Below are 15,164 nucleotides of genomic sequence, written 5' to 3' on the forward strand. Positions count from 1 at the left end.
CGTCATGCGGGCGCACCCTCCACGATCAGCCCGTCGCGCATTTCCACGATGCGGTCGCAGCGCTGCGCAAGATCGGGATCATGGGTGATGATGATCAGCGTCGCCCCGCTCGCCTGCTGGCGGGTGAAGAGCAGGTCGATGATCGCCGCGCCGGTGTGCCCGTCCAGATTGCCCGTCGGCTCATCGGCAAAGATGATCTGCGGCCCCGGCGCCACCGCGCGCGCAATCGCCACGCGCTGCTGCTCCCCGCCGGAAAGCTGGGCGGGATAATGGTCGACGCGATGCCCGAGACCCACCGCCGTCAGTTCCGCGCGCGCTCGCGCAAAGGCGTCCTCAAGCCCCGCCAGCTCCAGCGGCACGGCGACATTCTCCACCGCCGTCATCGTCGGCAGCAGGTGGAATGCCTGCAGCACGATGCCGATCTGGCCCCGTCTCGCCCGCGCCAGCCCGTCCTCATCCAGCGTGCTGAAATCCGTGCCTGCCACGCTCACGCTACCGCTGCTCGCCTGCTCCAGGCCGGAGAGCACCGCCATCAGCGAGGACTTGCCCGATCCCGAGGCGCCGAGGATCGCAATGCTCTCCCCGCGCATTATGTCCAGGTCCACGCCCTTGAGGATATCCACCTTCGCCTCGCCCGTGCCGAGCGAGAGGGTGACATTGCGGGCGCGGATGGCGATATGGGAGGCATCGATGGGTGCATGCATGCGGAAAGGGCCTCGCGTGGCAAAGACGTTTACTCGTTATGGTGTCTCACTGCTGCTTGTCCAAGCACTGCTCGCCTGTTCTCCACAAACTCCCGACACTCAGGGGGGTGCTGGTGCCGGCAATAACGCCGCCGCAGCCCTCTCCAATACGGCAAATGGCCCTGACGCCCGCAGCGCCCCGGTCGCGGACCGCAAGCTGGTCGTGGTGTTCGGGGATAGCCTCTACGCCGGCTATAATCTTGGGCCACGCGAGGGCTTTGCCCCGGTGCTGGAGCGCGCGCTGGGGGGGCAGGGCGTGCCCGCGCAGGTGGTCAATGCCGGCGTCTCGGGCGATACCACCGCAGCCGGCCGCCAGCGCCTCGCCTTCACGCTCGACGGGCTGGAGCGCAAGCCGGATCTCGTGATCGTCGGCCTCGGCGGCAACGACATGCTGCGCGGCCTGGAGCCAAAGGAAACCCGCGCCAATCTCGATGCGATCCTCGCCGAGCTGCAAAAGCGCGGCATCCCCATCATGCTCACCGGCATGGTCTCCGCCCCCAATATGGGCGCGGACTACGCCAAGGCCTTCGATCCGATCTTCACCGATCTCGCGAAGAAGTACGACGCGCCGCTCTACCCCTTCTTCCTCGATGGCGTGATCGGCAACCGCACCCTCATGCTCCCCGACGGCATCCACCCCAATCCGCAAGGCGTGGAGACGATTGTGGGGCGGGTTGGGCCGCTGGTGGCGGGGGTGTTGAAGGGGGAGGGGGAGTAGAGCGCACCCGCGCGACGGTTCCGCCACTCCACGCGCGGCATCCCCATAATCCCATGCGCGTCATGCTGAACTTGTTTCAGCATCCATGGCACGAGACTGAATTGATCTCGACTGCAAGATGATCCGCAGCGTCATTTCTCGACCGATAGACGTGAGGCGAGGGCGCAGGCTAACAAGGGCCTAAGCGGCGTCCAGTGAAGGTCCTTATTATTTCGTACCCATATAGCCGCATGGTTTCGGTGACTGTGACGCTGCTATCACCGTAGTGGCCATTTACTTCTACGGGGATTCCCTTGATCTCACGTTCTGGTGTGTCAACTCGTGTAAATCCGGTAATACGACCTTTCTCCATTACAGCGCTATCAAAGTGTTTTGGTGCGGCAGGGTAGCGATGGAATAGAAGAGATTTTACAGTAATCGACTCCGCCTCCTTCTTTGTAATGCAAAAAGAATGAGTGGCAATATCTGGAGGCGCACCTTTTACGTTCAGTCTCGCAACTGTTATTTCCCATTTCCCGTCCCGGATTCCCTCAGCAGACGCACTATCGCACGCGGTCAACGGGAGAATGGCACTGATCAACAGTGCTAAGGCAGTTCGTCTCTCTTTCATGGTTCTGGTTCTCTGCCGAACTTGTTACCGAAATACATATGAGCGTGCCGGAGATCAGTGATCAATTGGTCGCAGAAATTCTACGATCTGAATACGAGTTACCCGCCCGGCTTTGCGACCTAATCGCCCCGTTACCTCAACTGCGCCGCGCTTGCCGGCAGCTACAGTGTAGGGATTGGATTCATTCTCAAAAACTGGGTCAAGTACCTCCGCCATAAGGAAGCCTCCATCCGGATTTTCTACGCTTAGGCCGTTTGTGTGGAAACGAAAGCCGTCCGTGCGGAGTGTTAGGTCACCCAGAGGAGTCCAGTCGAGCTTTTGAGATTCTCTTATCGCCTCGGCATCATCTGCGTTCACGATGAGTGGCTTGGCGTCGCCGGATACGAAGCTTGCCGTGCTGACAGACCGGCCCACGGGAGCTACATAATCGGTCGCTGCTTGTCCACTGCCTGAGATCGCTGCGCGAAGAACATCATGTAAGCTTATTATTTCACGGTGACGCCGCTCGTCAGAACGATCTACACTCTCGTGTGCCATCCGCTGGGATTTGCTCATGGCGCCCAAAGCCGCCTTGTGCATCTCTGCCATTTTTTGAATCGCAAATTCCACGGTGTCATCCTTTCCACGGAACTTGTCGATTATCGCAGTGACGTAGTGGGTGAGGATATCAGGACCAATTGCAGCGATAATTGGTATGCCATAACTCAGGGCTGTAGACACTTCGCCGAACAGGCCATCCATGCCATATGAACCTCTTTTAGGCTCGTGGACTTTCAGAAGAAGGGGCACCTTCTCGTTTCGGTTAGGCAATCTCTCGAAGGCAAAAATAAAGAGGCAGTCTGAAACCATCCTCCCGATCCCTTGGAGGGATTTTCCAAGTAGCCGAGCGTCGATCGTATGGTTAGCGGCATCGCCGCCATCATAGACGATATGGATTGCACTTTCAGACACTACTAGTTCCCCCAGTTCTAGGTAGGTCTAGCGACAAACCGTGCATATTTTGAGTCCCGAAATACTGTAAGAATTGAGGGTTGGAATAAGGGTAAATCCCCGTCCCCCATTCCCCTCCCGCGCCACACGCGCTAGGGCCGGGCCATGATCCGCCTGACCGGTCTCACCCTGCCCCTCGATCACCCGGACGATGCACTCGCGCCCGCCATTGCAGCGCGCCTTGGCATTTCGCAGGGCGATCTGCTCGGCCATGAGGTCGTGCGGCGCGGCAATGATGCGCGGCGCAAGAGTGCGATCCTGCTCGTCTATTCCGTGGATGTCGCCCTGCGCGACGAAGCCGCCGTGCTGGCGCGGTTCGTGGGCGACAAGGATGTGCGCCCGCGCCCGGACACGGATTATCATTTCGTCGCCCGTGCACCGGAGGGCTGGTCCGGCCTGCGTCCGGTGGTCATTGGCGCCGGGCCGTGCGGGCTGTTCGCGGGGCTGATCCTCGCGCAGATGGGCTTTCGCCCGATCATCGTGGATCGCGGCAAGGTGGTGCGGGAGCGGACCAAGGATACCTGGGGCCTCTGGCGCCGCTCACAGCTGAACCCGGACAGCAATGTCCAGTTCGGCGAGGGCGGGGCGGGCACATTTTCGGACGGCAAGCTCTATTGCCGGGTGAAGGACCCGCGCTTCCTCGGTCGCAAGGTGCTGGAGGAGTTCGTCCGCGCCGGCGCGCCGGAGGATATTCTCACCGAGGCGCATCCGCACATCGGCACCTTCCGCCTCGTCACCATGGTGGAGAGCATGCGCCGCACCATCGAGGGGCTTGGCGGCGAATATCGCTGGCAGACGCGGGTGGACGGGCTGGAGCTGGATCGCAGCGCGGATGGCAACATGGCCCTGCGCGGGCTCCATTTGCACGATGGCAGCTTTCTGGAGGCCGATCATGTCGTCCTCGCCGTGGGCCACAGCGCCCGGCCGACCTTCGAGATGCTGCACGAGCGCGGCGTCTTCATCGAGCCCAAACCTTTCTCGCTCGGCGTGCGTATCGAACATCCGCAGGCCTGGGTGGATGAGGCGCGCTACGGGCGATACGCCAAGCATCCGGTGCTGGGCGCGGCCGCCTATAGCCTCAGCCATCACTGCGCCAACGGGCGCACCGTCTACAGCTTCTGCATGTGCCCCGGTGGCCGGGTGGTCGCGGCGACCTCCGAAGAAGGGCGCGTCGTCACCAATGGCATGAGCCAATATTCCCGCGCCGAGTTCAATGCCAATTCGGGCCTCGTGGTGGGCATCGATCCCGCCCGCGATTATCCCGATGGGCCGCTGGCGGGCATCGCGCTGCAGCGGCATTGGGAATCGCTGGCCTTTGTCGCGGGCGGCTCCAACTATTGCGCGCCGGGGCAGAAGGTGGGCGATTTCCTGGCCGGGCGCGCCTCCACGGAACTGGGCAGCATTACCCCCTCCTACAAGCCGGGCGTCAAGATGACGGACCTCGCCACCTGCCTGCCGGAGTTCGTGCTGGAGTCCTTCCACGAGGCGATCCCCGCCTTCGGCCGCCAGATCGCGCGCTACGATCACCCGGACGTGGTGATGACCGGCGTGGAAACGCGCACCTCCTCGCCGATCCGCATCACCCGCGGCAAGGATTATCAGAGCCTCAACGTCGCGCGGCTGTTCCCCGCCGGCGAGGGCGCTGGCTATGCCGGCGGCATCCTCTCGGCGGCGATGGACGGCATCAAGGTCGCCGAGGCCGTGGCGCAGAGCATCACGGCGCGGCGGTGAGGTGGCGAGCCGAAGCCTGCGCGGATAACTTCACGCCCGGTTCCTCTTCGTCATTCCCGCGAACGCGGGAATCCAGGTCAGCGCTTGCGCTATGGGGCAGTGTCGAAGCTGGATTCCCGCGTTCGCGGGAATGACCAAGGATGAGGATCACGGGAAGGCCGATCCGCACCCGCCGTTCACCCCGGCCTGCGATCCCAAACCATAATCGTCCCGGCATCGCCATCCACCCGCACCCAGTCGCCGGTGCGGATGGCGTCGAGCGGGTCCTGGTCGCACTCGGTGACCGTCGGCGTACGCATCACCACGGCGCCGAGCGCGGCTTTGGTGGTCATGATGTTGAATACCATCGCCACCGGCGAGGCGCCGCGCAGCTTGGACATGTGGAAGATGCTCGACCAGCCCGAGGAGCCCTTGGCGCCGGGGAAGACCAGCACCTTGCCGGTAAAACTCTGGCCCTTCAGCTCGTGGCGGCTCTCGATCACCGTGCCGCTCATCGGGTTGACGCCGCCCCAGCCGGAGATCGTCTCGCGCGTCACCAGCGCCTCGCCCTCGGCGACGCCGGGCACGACAGAGCGACCGCGGATGATGAGGCGGGGCTTGTCCAGAACGTCGCTCATGCCAGGGCTCCTTTCCACTTGCCGGTACAGGCCGCATCCACACAGTCGGCGGTGGTGCCATACCAGCCCTCGATGCCCATCATCGCGGGTAGATAATGCACCTGCTTGGCGCTATCGAGCGCCGCGACCTTCGTGCCCTTGGGCACCGCCTGGCTGATCGCCGAGCAGGTGTCGGTCATGAGGTAGGCGCCGGCATCGCGCAGCATCTTGGAATAGCCGTTGGCATCCGCCGTCGCCTTCACCGCGCGGCTGGTGAACACCCACAAGGCGCTGTTGGCGCTCACCTTGCGCCCCTCGATCAGAGCGCAGACCTGCGCAATCTGCTCGATGGAATAATGCGGGCAGCCGAGCATGACATAATCGACATCCTCGCTGGAGCCGACGCTGTTCAGCGTCTCGTAGATGCGCCGCCGCGCCGCCGCGTCATAGACGAAGCGCTCGCCTTTCGCCGCGCCGCCGAAGGCCGTCTCCACGCTCGGCGCCTCGGGGGTGATGCCGACCATGTGATACATCTCGACGCCGCCGGACGAGGCCGCGGCCGCGCCGAAATGCTTGTGGCGGATGAGGCTCGCCTCACTGATGTCGCCAGTGATGACGGGGATGGTATCCTGCACGGCATCGCCGACGAAATAGCCGAGCATTCCCCATTCGAAGATGCTGTCGACCGGCACCTGCACGTCCACGCTATGCTGCCCCTTGCGGAAGTCGTCGCGGTGGAAGCCCCAGTCGGGAATGCGCTTGGCCAGCATCGCGGCGCTGGTGGATTCGCGTCCCTCGCAATTGGTCCGCGCGCCGATGACGGAGTTGGCGAACACCACCGCGCTCGATTCCATCCACGCGCAGTGCTCGCCCATCACCGGCACGTTGCCGGCGAGATAGGGCGTGCAGGTCTTGAGGATCTGGATACCGTGGGCGGCGACTTCCGCCTCGTCAGAGACGAAATTGTCGTGCGCCTCCGTCGTCATGCCCTGCTCCTGCCAGAGCGTGGGGTCCATGCCGCCCTGCAGATGGCACGAAAAGGCGTTCATGCGCGGCACTTCCACAACTTCGTCGCTGTCGAGATCGAAGCGGGAAAAAACGGCGCGATAATCTCCGCCATCTGCGGCATAATAATCCTTCACCCATTGCGGGGCGGAGCCGGGCACGCCGGCAACGTTGTTTGTCTCGACGAAACGCTCCGCGCCGAGCGCGTCGGCATAGCGGATCAGCAGTTCCATGGCCTTTTGCGTCGCGGCGCCGGACTCTCCGTCCAGCATGGCTTGTTCGGCATCGGTCAGCATAACCATGGCAGGCTCTCCATTATTCGTTACCTTACTATCGATCAGGATGGCGCGAGAAGCAAGGCTCGTGATTGTCGCGCAACGCGAAGCCTGCCCCTTCGGGCACCGAAAAATCCGTGGTAAATGCTCTTTTCACACTGGGGGGATAGAGGCATAGTCTCCTGAGCCATTGAATCACGGGCCTTTGCCGGGCCGCTGGGAGTTGATGTGAGCGCTGCTTTCCGCTTTCCGCGGTTCTTCATGACCAATGCCGGACCGTGCCCCTATCTGCCTGGGCGCACGGAGCGGAAGGTGTTTACCGAACTGACCGGCGAGCACGCGTCCGAGCTCAATGACGCGCTGGGCCGCATCGGCTTTCGCCGCAGCCAGAACGTCGCCTATCGCCCGAGCTGCGCGGATTGCACCGCCTGCGTCTCGGTGCGGATCGTGGCGAACGAATTCAAGCCCAACGCCACCCAACGCCGCCTCGTGCGCCGCAATAGCGACCTGGTGGTGCGGGCGTGCAAGCCTTGGTCCACCGACGAGCAATTCTCGCTGCTCCAGCGCTATCTCGCCGCCCGCCACCCGACTGGCGGAATGACTGAGATGGACGAGATCGATTTTGCCGACATGGTCGAGCAGACGCCGGTCGAGACCTATCTTATCGAATATCGCGAACCGGGGGAAGACGGCCGCCCCGGTCGGCTGATCGGCGCCTGCCTAACCGACAAGCAGGGCGACGGGCTGTCGATGATCTACAGCTTCTTCGAGCCGGAGCTGGAAGGCCGCAATGGCCTCGGCAGCTACATCATCGTCGACCACATCCTGCGCGCCCAACGCGCCGGCCTACCCTATGTGTACCTCGGCTACTGGGTCGAAGGCTCGGACCGGATGAATTACAAGGTCCGCTATCAGCCGATGGAAAAGCTCGGCCGTGCCGGCTGGGAGCGGCTGGTGCTGCCGGCTGGCCAGTCCGATGCCCCGAATGCCGGCCGCCCGGAACAGAGCCTGACTCGCGACCATGAGGGGCGCGTGCTTAAGTAATCGGCCTGCGGCCGTCTGGAGGGGCTTGTCGAGGGTGCGCGGCGACTTGCGCTGGGAGGGCGCCAATGGGGAGCAGGTAGGCATCTCCGACCTTCACCGTTCGTGCTGAGTAGGGTCTGAGTAGCGCCGCAGGCGCAATCGAAGAGCCGTATCGAAGTATCCCCGCGCACGGGCAGTCCTTCGATACGCCGCTTCGACAAGCTCAGCGGCTACTCAGGACGAACGGAGGTTCGGGCTGCATTGGCGTCGTGTCAGCAAGGGCAGCTTTCGCATTTACAATCGAAAAGCCGCCCTTTCGTGCAAGAGCGCCTTGTGCACGCCACCCGTCCATAAACGCTAAGGGTCCGGCCGCTCGAAAGCTGCCGGACCCCTGCTGGAAAGCCCCCCGGTTCCAGTTCGCTCTTGGCGTTTGGCCGCGATGTTGCGCCTTGCGGCCATGCGCCTTGGTGCGAGCGATAAGGGGAGGCTATCAATGCCTTAGCGGCTTGGCGAGTCCGCTCGCCCCGTCGCGCGTCCCAAAGTGGATCAGCCGAAAGGCCCGTGCGTCAGCCTGCCAGAGCGGGGGCGATTGCCGCGCAGAGCGCGCCCAGCCCGGCGGCGTCGGCCTCGTCGAAGCGGGCGGGGCGGGGACTGTCGAGATCGAGCACGCCGATCAGCGCGCCCTCGTGGATCACCGGCACGACCAGTTCCGATGCGGAGGCGGCATCGCATGCGATGTGGCCAGGGAAGGCGTGGACATCCTCGACGCGCTGGATCTGCCGGGTCGCCGCAGCCGTACCGCACACGCCGCTGCCCAGCGCGATGCGGATGCAGGCTGGCTTGCCTTGAAACGGGCCGAGCAACAGCACGTCATCCACCAGCCGGTAGAAGCCGGCCCAGTTGAGGTCCGGGACATATTGCCAGATCAGCGCCGCGACATTCGCCATATTGGCGATGGCGTCCGGCTCGCCCTCGGTCAGCGCGCGCGCCGCAGCGAGGAGATCGGCATAAAGAGCGGGCTTGTCGCTGCCCGTCGCGGGAGAAAAATCGTACATGCCTGCCATTTAGGTGCCGCTTGTCCCCCGCGCCAGCCTCTTGGCTCTTGCGGATCGGGCCGCCGCATGGTCTTCAGGCGCTGGATTATCGGGCGGTTAACGAAACGGGGAAGCAGCCATGGAGCCGATCGGGCAGACAGGCGTGAGCGAAGTGGAGGAGATGCGGGCGCTGGGCCGGGACGTCGGGCGCCGTGGCGTCGAGCGGCTTGGCACCGGCATGACGCGCTTGGTGGAGGAGACCTCCGCGCTCTATCGCTGGGCGCTCACGATGCTGGTTCTGCTGAATGCAGGCGGCCTGTGCCTGAGCCTGCTCGCGCGGGACAGCCTCGGGCCGGATGCCCTCCCGCAAGTGGCGCTCACCTTCTTCGGCGGCATGATGATGGCGCTGCTGGCGGCGCTCGTCGGCCTTGCGCTCACGGTCCCACTGGCTGGAGCGATGCGGCGTGCAATGACGGATTGGACCGAGGTTTCTCTCTCCGGCGAGCTGAGCGATGCGGCGATGACCTCCGCCCGCCACGTCCGCCGGATGGGGACGGTGTGGATCGCCGCAATGGGCCTGGTCGGGCTGATTGCGCTGGCGTTGTTTGCGGCGGGGGCGCTCATGCTCGGCGAGCGGCTGGGCGCCTTCGGTCCCTCGAGCGAGCCCGCCGCTGCGGTGGAGGGCGCGGCGCCCGAGGCCGCCGCGAACAGCACTGCGCCCGCCAGTTCTCTGCCTGACGCCGCCGCGCCCCGGGCGTCGGCGGTTGCGCCGGCGCCTAGTCCTGCCGCGCGCCCGGCCCAAATTCGAACACAGGCGCAGCCACGCGCCGCGACAGCCGCACCTGGGCCCGCAGCGCGGAGCGAGCGGCAGGCCTCACCGCCGCCGGTCCGATCCGCGCCTGCACGCACCACATCGCAGCCCGCGTCTGCGAATCCGGCCCCGCCTCCCGCCGCGTCCTCGCCTTCGGTGCCGAGTGAGGCGCCGCTGCTGTCTCCCGGCGCCCCCACCACCGGAAACTGATCGTCAGGCCCGGCGGCGATTGGGTCTTGCGACAGTGCCCCGCGCCGGGTGATGAGGGGCCATGCCGCGCATCCAGATCACGCGATCGATCAGCATCGATGAGGACGAGCTTCTCGAGAGCGCCACGCGCGCGTCTGGGGCTGGCGGTCAGCATGTGAACACAACCGACAGTGCGGTCATTCTCCGCTTCGATGTCGCCGGTTCGCCCTCCCTGCCGGAGGCGGTCAAGACGCGCCTTTCCGTGCTGGCCGGCGCGCGGATGACCGGGGAGGGCGTGCTCATCCTGCGCAGCGAGGGCTCGCGCTCGCAGTTCGAGAACCGCCGCGAGGTGCGCCAGCGGCTGTGCGATCTGATCGCGCAGGCCACCATCGTGCCCAAGAAACGCAAGCCGACCAAGCCCACCAAGGCCTCGCAAGTGCGCCGCGTCGAGGGCAAGACCAAGCGCGCGTCGGTAAAAGCCGGGCGGGGGAAGTGGCGGGAGTGATGGCCTGCGAGGCCATCCGCCCCTGCCGGATCACATCTTCACGCAGCCCCGCAAGGCCGCGCGCAGCGCCATCGTCGCATTGCTGAGCGATGCCTCGCCCTCCAGCCTGCCGTTGATCCGCAGCATCGCCGTTCCTTTCTGCTGGGTCAGCAGCGGCACCAAAGGTGTGCCGGTGATGCCGCCGATCCAGTGGGTGCCGTTGGCGCTGCCACGCTGGACGGGAATGTTGACCAGACGGCCGGCGAAATTCCAGGTCATCGTCAAGGCGTTGCCGGCGGTCGGCTTGTTGAGCAGCATCGCCATATAAGGCTTCCCGCCCTCGCAATAGAGGCTGAGGGCTTCGATGTTGGGGGATGCTGCGGCGCTGACATAGGCCATGGGCGCGCGCCCGGCGACGGGCACGACTTCCCACGGCGTGCCGGGCAGGGCCACCGCCGTCTCGGGCGGACTGTTATCAAGCAGGGTCTTGATCTCGGGCGCGACGGGCAGCCGTGTACCGGTGGCGGGGGCGTAAACGCTCAGCTTGCCGCGTTCCCACAGGCCCACCTGCACCGCCCGCCGGGCGGGGTCGATCATGATATAGGCCTGCTCCTCGCCGCCCTTGTGCTGGGCGTTGCCGGAGAGATAATAATAATTCCCGACGCGCTTGAGCGGGGTGACGACCGAGAGATTGGTCCGCAGCACGTCCATCTTCGGCCCTAGCCGGGACTTGAGCGCCGTCGCGACGGCGCCGCGATCCAGCAGATCGATATTATCTTTGGCGTAGCTGCCCGGATATTTGCCCACGAGGCTGGCGAGGTTCGTCCATTCCGCCGGGATGCCCTGTACGGCGGCGGCCGGTGTTGCCGCTGGTCGGGGCGGCGTCGGGGCTGGCGTGCCGACGGCCGCGCTGCCCTTGCAGAGCATGAACAATCCGCCTGCCGTAAAGGCGGCATGAAAAGGGTCAGGTCTCTGACCGCGCATCAGATTGTCCTCGAACCGGATGACCCCGGCCTTTTCGTCATCATTGACGTACATATAGACGCGCCCGGAATCGCTGGGGCTGATCGGGAACGGCATGAACACGGCCGTGATCCCCTCATAGCTCGGCCCCATGAAGCTCACTGCATATTCGACGCGCGGCGGCGTGACGGTGCGGCCATGGGCGCGGAAGGTCATGCCCTTGTCGTCGATGGTGACGCGGGGCTCCGCGCTGCAATCGCCGCGCGGCGCGTAGCTGCCATAGATGTGATCGAGGCCCTGGCCCTTAAGACTGGCGATTGTCAGGGCCTGCGTAGCGCTCCCTTGCAGCGCCAGCGCACAAGCAGCGATGATCACGCCGGACCGGCGCGATGCGATTTCGGAAATGGTTGGAAAGGCCATGTCTACTCCCCCACGAAGTTGACGCCTTCCCTCAGATGAGCTGACTCGGGTGGGAAGGACTGTGGCCATTATTCACGAGTTAACCCAAATGGTCGAATGGTTAATGAGGGCGGCGGGTGGTCGCCTCAGCCTGCGATTACGATCTCCGCCAGAATGGCATCGAGCAGCAGCATTCCGGCCGGGGTGACGCGTAGGCGCTCACCGGTTTGCTCCAGCAAGCCATGGCCGGCCAGCTTTGCAATGGCGTGCTCGTCCACTAGCGACGGGCGGTCCAACCCGGTGCGCTGGCTGAGCGCGGCCAGATCGATCCCCTCGGCAAGGCGCAGGCCCATCATCAGCGCTTCGGCCGCCTGTTCGCCGGCGGGGAGCACCCGCTCCTCGGCGAGACCATGGCCGTTGCGGTGCAGCGCGGCCATCCAGTTCTCGGGCTTGCGATGACGCACGGTGGCCATGCCGCCGCGCCGACCATGCGCGCCGGGGCCAACGCCGGCATAATCGGCATAACGCCAGTAAGCGAAGTTGTGCCGGCTCTCCTGCCCCGGCGCGGCATGGTTGGAGACTTCATAGGCCGGGCGGCGGGCCGCCAATGTCATGGCCTGCGTCAACTCGAACAGCGTGGCGGCATGGTCCGCATCGGCGGGCACCAGCGTGCCCCGGCGCACGTCGGTTTCGAACCGCGTGCCGGGCTCGATGGTCAGTTGATAGAGCGAGAGATGATCGGTGCCGAAGCTGAGCGCGCGGGCCAGTTCGCGCTCCCAGTCCGCCTCGCTCTGGCCGGGGCGCGCATAGATGAGGTCGAGGCTGACGCGCGGCACGCAGGCCTGCGCGGCCGCCAGAGCCCTGAGGCCTTCGTCCACGCCGTGCGCCCGCCCGAGAAAGCGCAAGGCATGATCGTCCAGTGCCTGCAGGCCCAGCGAGAGGCGGTTGACGCCGGCAGAGGCCACCTGCGCGAAGCGCGCGGCCTCGGCGCTGTTCGGATTGGCCTCCATGGTGATCTCGATGTCGTCCGCGACCGCCCAGTGCCCGGTCGCCGCATCGATCAGGGCGGCCACCGTCTCGGGGGGCATCAGCGAGGGCGTGCCGCCGCCGAAGAAAATGCTGCCCAGCGTCCGCCCCGGCAGCAGCGCGGCTTCATGGGCCAGATCGGCGAGCAGCGCCGCGCGCCACGCTTCCTGATCCACCGTATCGCGGACATGGCTGTTGAAGTCGCAATAGGGGCATTTGGCCACGCAGAACGGCCAGTGGATATAGAGGGCAAGCGGCGCGGGAGAGGCCATGGCCGCCGCTATAGCGGACTGCGCGCCAAAGTCAGCCCATGGCGAATATGCCACGGTTCAGGGTTAAACATTAATTAACAATTATTTAACGCAATTTATTGGTGAAGAAAATGTTTTCCCAACCGTTCATACTGAGCTAGGTTCTACACCGGAACCGCAGGGGGAACGGCGGACGCACATGGACGCGGGCAAAGGGCGAGAAGTGGTGCGACGGCGTATGCGGGCGGCGATGGGCCTGCTCGTGCTCTGCACCCTGACGCCGGCGCCCGTGCTGGCTGGCGATGCGCCTTCTGCTGCCATGCCGCGCGATGCGGCGCATTTCCGCGATATCATGCTGGCTGCTCACAATGGCGAACGCGCCGCGCGGGGCGTGCCGAAGCTGGCGTGGAGCGATGAACTCGCGGCCGATGCGGCGCAGAGCGCTACCCGGCTGGCGCAGGAGCCGGACCCGATTGCGGCCCATCACAAATCCGGCGGCGCGGGCAACTATGGCGAAAATCTGTGGGCCGGCACCCGCGATGCCTATGCCTATGAGGAAATGGCGGCAAGCTGGCTGGAAGAGCGCGCGCTCTACCTAGATGCGCCGGTGCCGGACATTTCGCGCAGCGGCAATTGGGCGGATGTTGGCCATTATTCACAGATCATCTGGGCCGGTACGCGCCGCGTCGGCTGTGCGTTTCACCCCACGGCCACGCTAGACGTGCTGGTGTGCCGCTACGATCCGGCGGGCAATGTCTACGGGCACCGCGCGTCGGTCGATTACGCCGGGCGCTGAGCGCGCGGCGTCCTTTCAGAACAGCGCCGTGACCAGTTGCTCGAATGCGCGGGCGCGGTGGCTGACCGCCTGCTTCGCCTCGATGGGCATCTCGCCAAAGGTCTGCGTCGCTCCGGTCGGCAGGAACACCGGATCATAGCCAAAGCCCTGTGCGCCGCGCGGCGGCCAGACGAGACTGCCGGCGACGCGGCCCTCGAATAAAACGGTCTCGCCATCCGGCCAGGCGAGGCAGAGCGTGCAGACGAAGGCCGCGCTGCGGTCCACCTGCGGGCCTTGCGCGCAGAGCAGCCCCTCCACCTTGCCCATCGCCATATACCAGTCGCGCCCGGGCTCGCCCTCGAACCATTGCCGCTCTGCCCAATCGGCGGTGTAGACGCCGGGCCGTCCACCCAGCGCCGCCACATCGAGGCCGCTGTCATCGGCCAGCGCAGGCAGGCCGGAGGCGGTGGCGGAGGCGAGCGCCTTGAGTGCGGCGTTTTGCGCGAAGGTGGTGCCGGTCTCCTCCGGCTCGGGCAGGCCGAGCGATCCGGCAGACACCGGCGCCATGCCATAAGGCCCGAGCAGCGCGCTGATCTCGCGCACCTTGCCTTCATTGTGGCTCGCGATGACGAGCTTGCCGGGTGTGAGTTTGCGGGTCATTCAGCGCTCTCTTTCCGTTCGTGTCGAGCGAAGTCGAGACACGTCCAGCACAGTCCTTCCGTGTCTCGACTTCGCTCGACACGAACGGGAGGTAACTCACCGCCTCGTGGCGCGGTCCTGCGCGGCGAAGATCTGGGTGCAGCCGATACGTGCGAGGCGCAGCAGGCGCAGCAGCGCTTCCTCGTCATAGGTCGCGCCTTCCGCCGTCGCCTGCGCCTCGGCGATATTGCCGTTGGAAAGCAGCACGAAATTGGCGTCGGCATGGGCATTGCTGTCCTCGATATAATCGAGGTCGAGCACCGGATTGCCCTGATAGATGCCGCAGGAGACCGCCGCGACCTTGGCCTGGATCGGATCAGCGGTCAGCGCGCCGCTGGCGAGCAGCTTGTCCACTGCGATCCGCAGCGCCACCCAGGCGCCGGAGATGCTGGCGGTGCGGGTGCCGCCATCGGCCTGGATCACGTCGCAATCGAGCGTGATCTGCCGCTCACCGAGTGCCTTAAGGTCCACCACCGCGCGGAGCGAGCGGCCGATCAACCGCTGAATCTCCTGCGTGCGCCCAGACTGCTTGCCCTTGGCTGCCTCGCGTGACCCACGCGTGTGCGTGGCACGGGGGAGCATGCCATATTCCGCCGTCACCCAGCCTTCGCCCTTGCCGCGCAGAAACGGGGGCACCCGCTCTTCTACGCTCGCCGTGCAGAGCACCCGCGTGTCGCCAAAGGAGACGAGGCAGCTGCCTTCGGCATGAACGGTGAAGCCGGGTTCCATGGCGATCGTGCGCATTTCGTCGGGGGCGCGGCCGGATGGGCGCATGAGCATGTCCTTTTTGTCTGCTGAAATTTGCCCGCGCTCTAGCGCCCCTGTTGCGACTTGGCCAGCGC

At 65.2% G+C, this 15,164-nt stretch carries 15 protein-coding genes; 6 read left to right on the forward strand and 9 right to left on the reverse strand.

The annotated features are described in order from the left end of the window. Positions 1–2: 2 nt before the first annotated feature. A complete protein-coding gene (locus M2334_RS03345; protein ID WP_264604774.1) occupies positions 3–704 on the reverse strand; it encodes an ABC transporter ATP-binding protein in 702 nt (233 codons plus the stop codon). Here M2334_RS03345 and M2334_RS03350 point away from each other — a divergent pair. After that, positions 703–1,461: an arylesterase gene (locus M2334_RS03350; protein ID WP_264577359.1), complete on the forward strand. Its 759-nt coding sequence runs from the start codon at positions 703–705 to the stop codon at positions 1,459–1,461. The genes M2334_RS03345 and M2334_RS03350 overlap by 2 nt on opposite strands. A gap of 664 nt (positions 1,462–2,125) precedes the next feature. Here the strand turns inward: M2334_RS03350 and M2334_RS03355 are convergent. Further along, positions 2,126–3,022, reverse strand: coding sequence for a hypothetical protein (locus M2334_RS03355; RefSeq protein ID WP_264593860.1), 897 nt, complete (start codon positions 3,020–3,022; stop codon positions 2,126–2,128). A gap of 144 nt (positions 3,023–3,166) precedes the next feature. Between M2334_RS03355 and M2334_RS03360 the strand changes: the two genes are divergently transcribed. Continuing rightward, on the forward strand, positions 3,167–4,792 hold the full coding sequence (locus M2334_RS03360) for an NAD(P)/FAD-dependent oxidoreductase (RefSeq protein ID WP_264604775.1): 1,626 nt from the start codon (positions 3,167–3,169) through the stop codon (positions 4,790–4,792). Positions 4,793–4,968: 176 nt separating this feature from the next. Here the strand turns inward: M2334_RS03360 and M2334_RS03365 are convergent, their stop codons facing one another. Together M2334_RS03365 and M2334_RS03370 are read right to left on the reverse strand one after the other, a co-directional pair. Continuing rightward, the gene (locus M2334_RS03365) at positions 4,969–5,409 is read right to left on the reverse strand and encodes an aconitase X swivel domain-containing protein (RefSeq protein WP_264604776.1); all 441 of its coding nucleotides are present in this window, start codon (positions 5,407–5,409) and stop codon (positions 4,969–4,971) included. Continuing rightward, entirely contained in the window at positions 5,406–6,695 is a 1,290-nt protein-coding gene (locus tag M2334_RS03370; protein ID WP_264604777.1) for an aconitase X catalytic domain-containing protein, read from the reverse strand. The genes M2334_RS03365 and M2334_RS03370 overlap by 4 nt, the downstream gene beginning before the upstream one ends. A gap of 201 nt (positions 6,696–6,896) precedes the next feature. Here M2334_RS03370 and M2334_RS03375 point away from each other — a divergent pair, with 201 nt between their 5' ends. Next, the gene (locus M2334_RS03375; protein WP_264585756.1) at positions 6,897–7,712 is read left to right on the forward strand and encodes an arginyltransferase; all 816 of its coding nucleotides are present in this window, start codon (positions 6,897–6,899) and stop codon (positions 7,710–7,712) included. Between the two features lie 545 nt (positions 7,713–8,257). On the opposite strand, the gene M2334_RS03380 is transcribed toward M2334_RS03375, so the two are convergent. Further along, positions 8,258–8,746 (reverse strand): GAF domain-containing protein, encoded by a 489-nt coding sequence (locus M2334_RS03380; RefSeq protein ID WP_264595354.1) that lies wholly within the window; start codon positions 8,744–8,746, stop codon positions 8,258–8,260. A 118-nt stretch (positions 8,747–8,864) separates the two neighbouring features. On the opposite strand from M2334_RS03380, the gene M2334_RS03385 reads away from it, so the two are divergent. Further along, entirely contained in the window at positions 8,865–9,746 is an 882-nt protein-coding gene (locus M2334_RS03385; protein WP_264593864.1) for a hypothetical protein, read from the forward strand. Between the two features lie 61 nt (positions 9,747–9,807). Further along, the gene (gene arfB / locus M2334_RS03390) at positions 9,808–10,230 is read left to right on the forward strand and encodes an alternative ribosome rescue aminoacyl-tRNA hydrolase ArfB (RefSeq protein ID WP_264604778.1); all 423 of its coding nucleotides are present in this window, start codon (positions 9,808–9,810) and stop codon (positions 10,228–10,230) included. A gap of 30 nt (positions 10,231–10,260) precedes the next feature. On the opposite strand, the gene M2334_RS03395 is transcribed toward arfB, so the two are convergent. Then, entirely contained in the window at positions 10,261–11,592 is a 1,332-nt protein-coding gene (locus M2334_RS03395) for a hypothetical protein (protein WP_264604779.1), read from the reverse strand. A 125-nt stretch (positions 11,593–11,717) separates the two neighbouring features. Then, positions 11,718–12,869, reverse strand: coding sequence for a radical SAM family heme chaperone HemW (gene hemW / locus M2334_RS03400; protein ID WP_264606027.1), 1,152 nt, complete (start codon positions 12,867–12,869; stop codon positions 11,718–11,720). Positions 12,870–13,047: 178 nt separating this feature from the next. Here hemW and M2334_RS03405 point away from each other — a divergent pair, with 178 nt between their 5' ends. Next, positions 13,048–13,644 (forward strand): CAP domain-containing protein, encoded by a 597-nt coding sequence (locus tag M2334_RS03405; RefSeq protein WP_264604780.1) that lies wholly within the window; start codon positions 13,048–13,050, stop codon positions 13,642–13,644. Between the two features lie 15 nt (positions 13,645–13,659). Here M2334_RS03405 and rdgB read toward each other — a convergent pair whose 3' ends face one another. Together rdgB and rph are read right to left on the reverse strand one after the other, a co-directional pair. After that, positions 13,660–14,283 carry an RdgB/HAM1 family non-canonical purine NTP pyrophosphatase gene (gene rdgB, locus M2334_RS03410; protein WP_264593869.1) on the reverse strand — a complete coding sequence of 208 codons (624 nt, stop codon included), beginning with the start codon at positions 14,281–14,283 and terminating at the stop codon, positions 13,660–13,662. Between the two features lie 96 nt (positions 14,284–14,379). After that, on the reverse strand, positions 14,380–15,096 hold the full coding sequence (gene rph, locus M2334_RS03415; RefSeq protein WP_264593870.1) for a ribonuclease PH: 717 nt from the start codon (positions 15,094–15,096) through the stop codon (positions 14,380–14,382). Positions 15,097–15,164 lie beyond the last annotated feature (68 nt).

The organism is Sphingobium sp. B11D3D (genome assembly GCF_025961755.1).
Taxonomy (GTDB): Bacteria; Pseudomonadota; Alphaproteobacteria; order Sphingomonadales; family Sphingomonadaceae; genus Sphingobium.

Coding starts and splice junctions, on each gene's coding strand:
- M2334_RS03350 (WP_264577359.1), top strand. CDS start 703: ATGCGGAAAGGGCCTCGCGTGGCAAAGACGTTTACTCGTTATGGTGTC.
- M2334_RS03345 (WP_264604774.1), bottom strand. CDS start 704: ATGCATGCACCCATCGATGCCTCCCATATCGCCATCCGCGCCCGCAAT.
- M2334_RS03360 (WP_264604775.1), top strand. CDS start 3,167: ATGATCCGCCTGACCGGTCTCACCCTGCCCCTCGATCACCCGGACGAT.
- M2334_RS03365 (WP_264604776.1), bottom strand. CDS start 5,409: ATGAGCGACGTTCTGGACAAGCCCCGCCTCATCATCCGCGGTCGCTCT.
- M2334_RS03370 (WP_264604777.1), bottom strand. CDS start 6,695: ATGGTTATGCTGACCGATGCCGAACAAGCCATGCTGGACGGAGAGTCC.
- M2334_RS03380 (WP_264595354.1), bottom strand. CDS start 8,746: ATGTACGATTTTTCTCCCGCGACGGGCAGCGACAAGCCCGCTCTTTAT.
- M2334_RS03385 (WP_264593864.1), top strand. CDS start 8,865: ATGGAGCCGATCGGGCAGACAGGCGTGAGCGAAGTGGAGGAGATGCGG.
- arfB (WP_264604778.1), top strand. CDS start 9,808: ATGCCGCGCATCCAGATCACGCGATCGATCAGCATCGATGAGGACGAG.
- M2334_RS03395 (WP_264604779.1), bottom strand. CDS start 11,592: ATGGCCTTTCCAACCATTTCCGAAATCGCATCGCGCCGGTCCGGCGTG.
- hemW (WP_264606027.1), bottom strand. CDS start 12,869: ATGGCCTCTCCCGCGCCGCTTGCCCTCTATATCCACTGGCCGTTCTGC.
- M2334_RS03405 (WP_264604780.1), top strand. CDS start 13,048: ATGGACGCGGGCAAAGGGCGAGAAGTGGTGCGACGGCGTATGCGGGCG.
- rdgB (WP_264593869.1), bottom strand. CDS start 14,283: ATGACCCGCAAACTCACACCCGGCAAGCTCGTCATCGCGAGCCACAAT.
- rph (WP_264593870.1), bottom strand. CDS start 15,096: ATGCGCCCATCCGGCCGCGCCCCCGACGAAATGCGCACGATCGCCATG.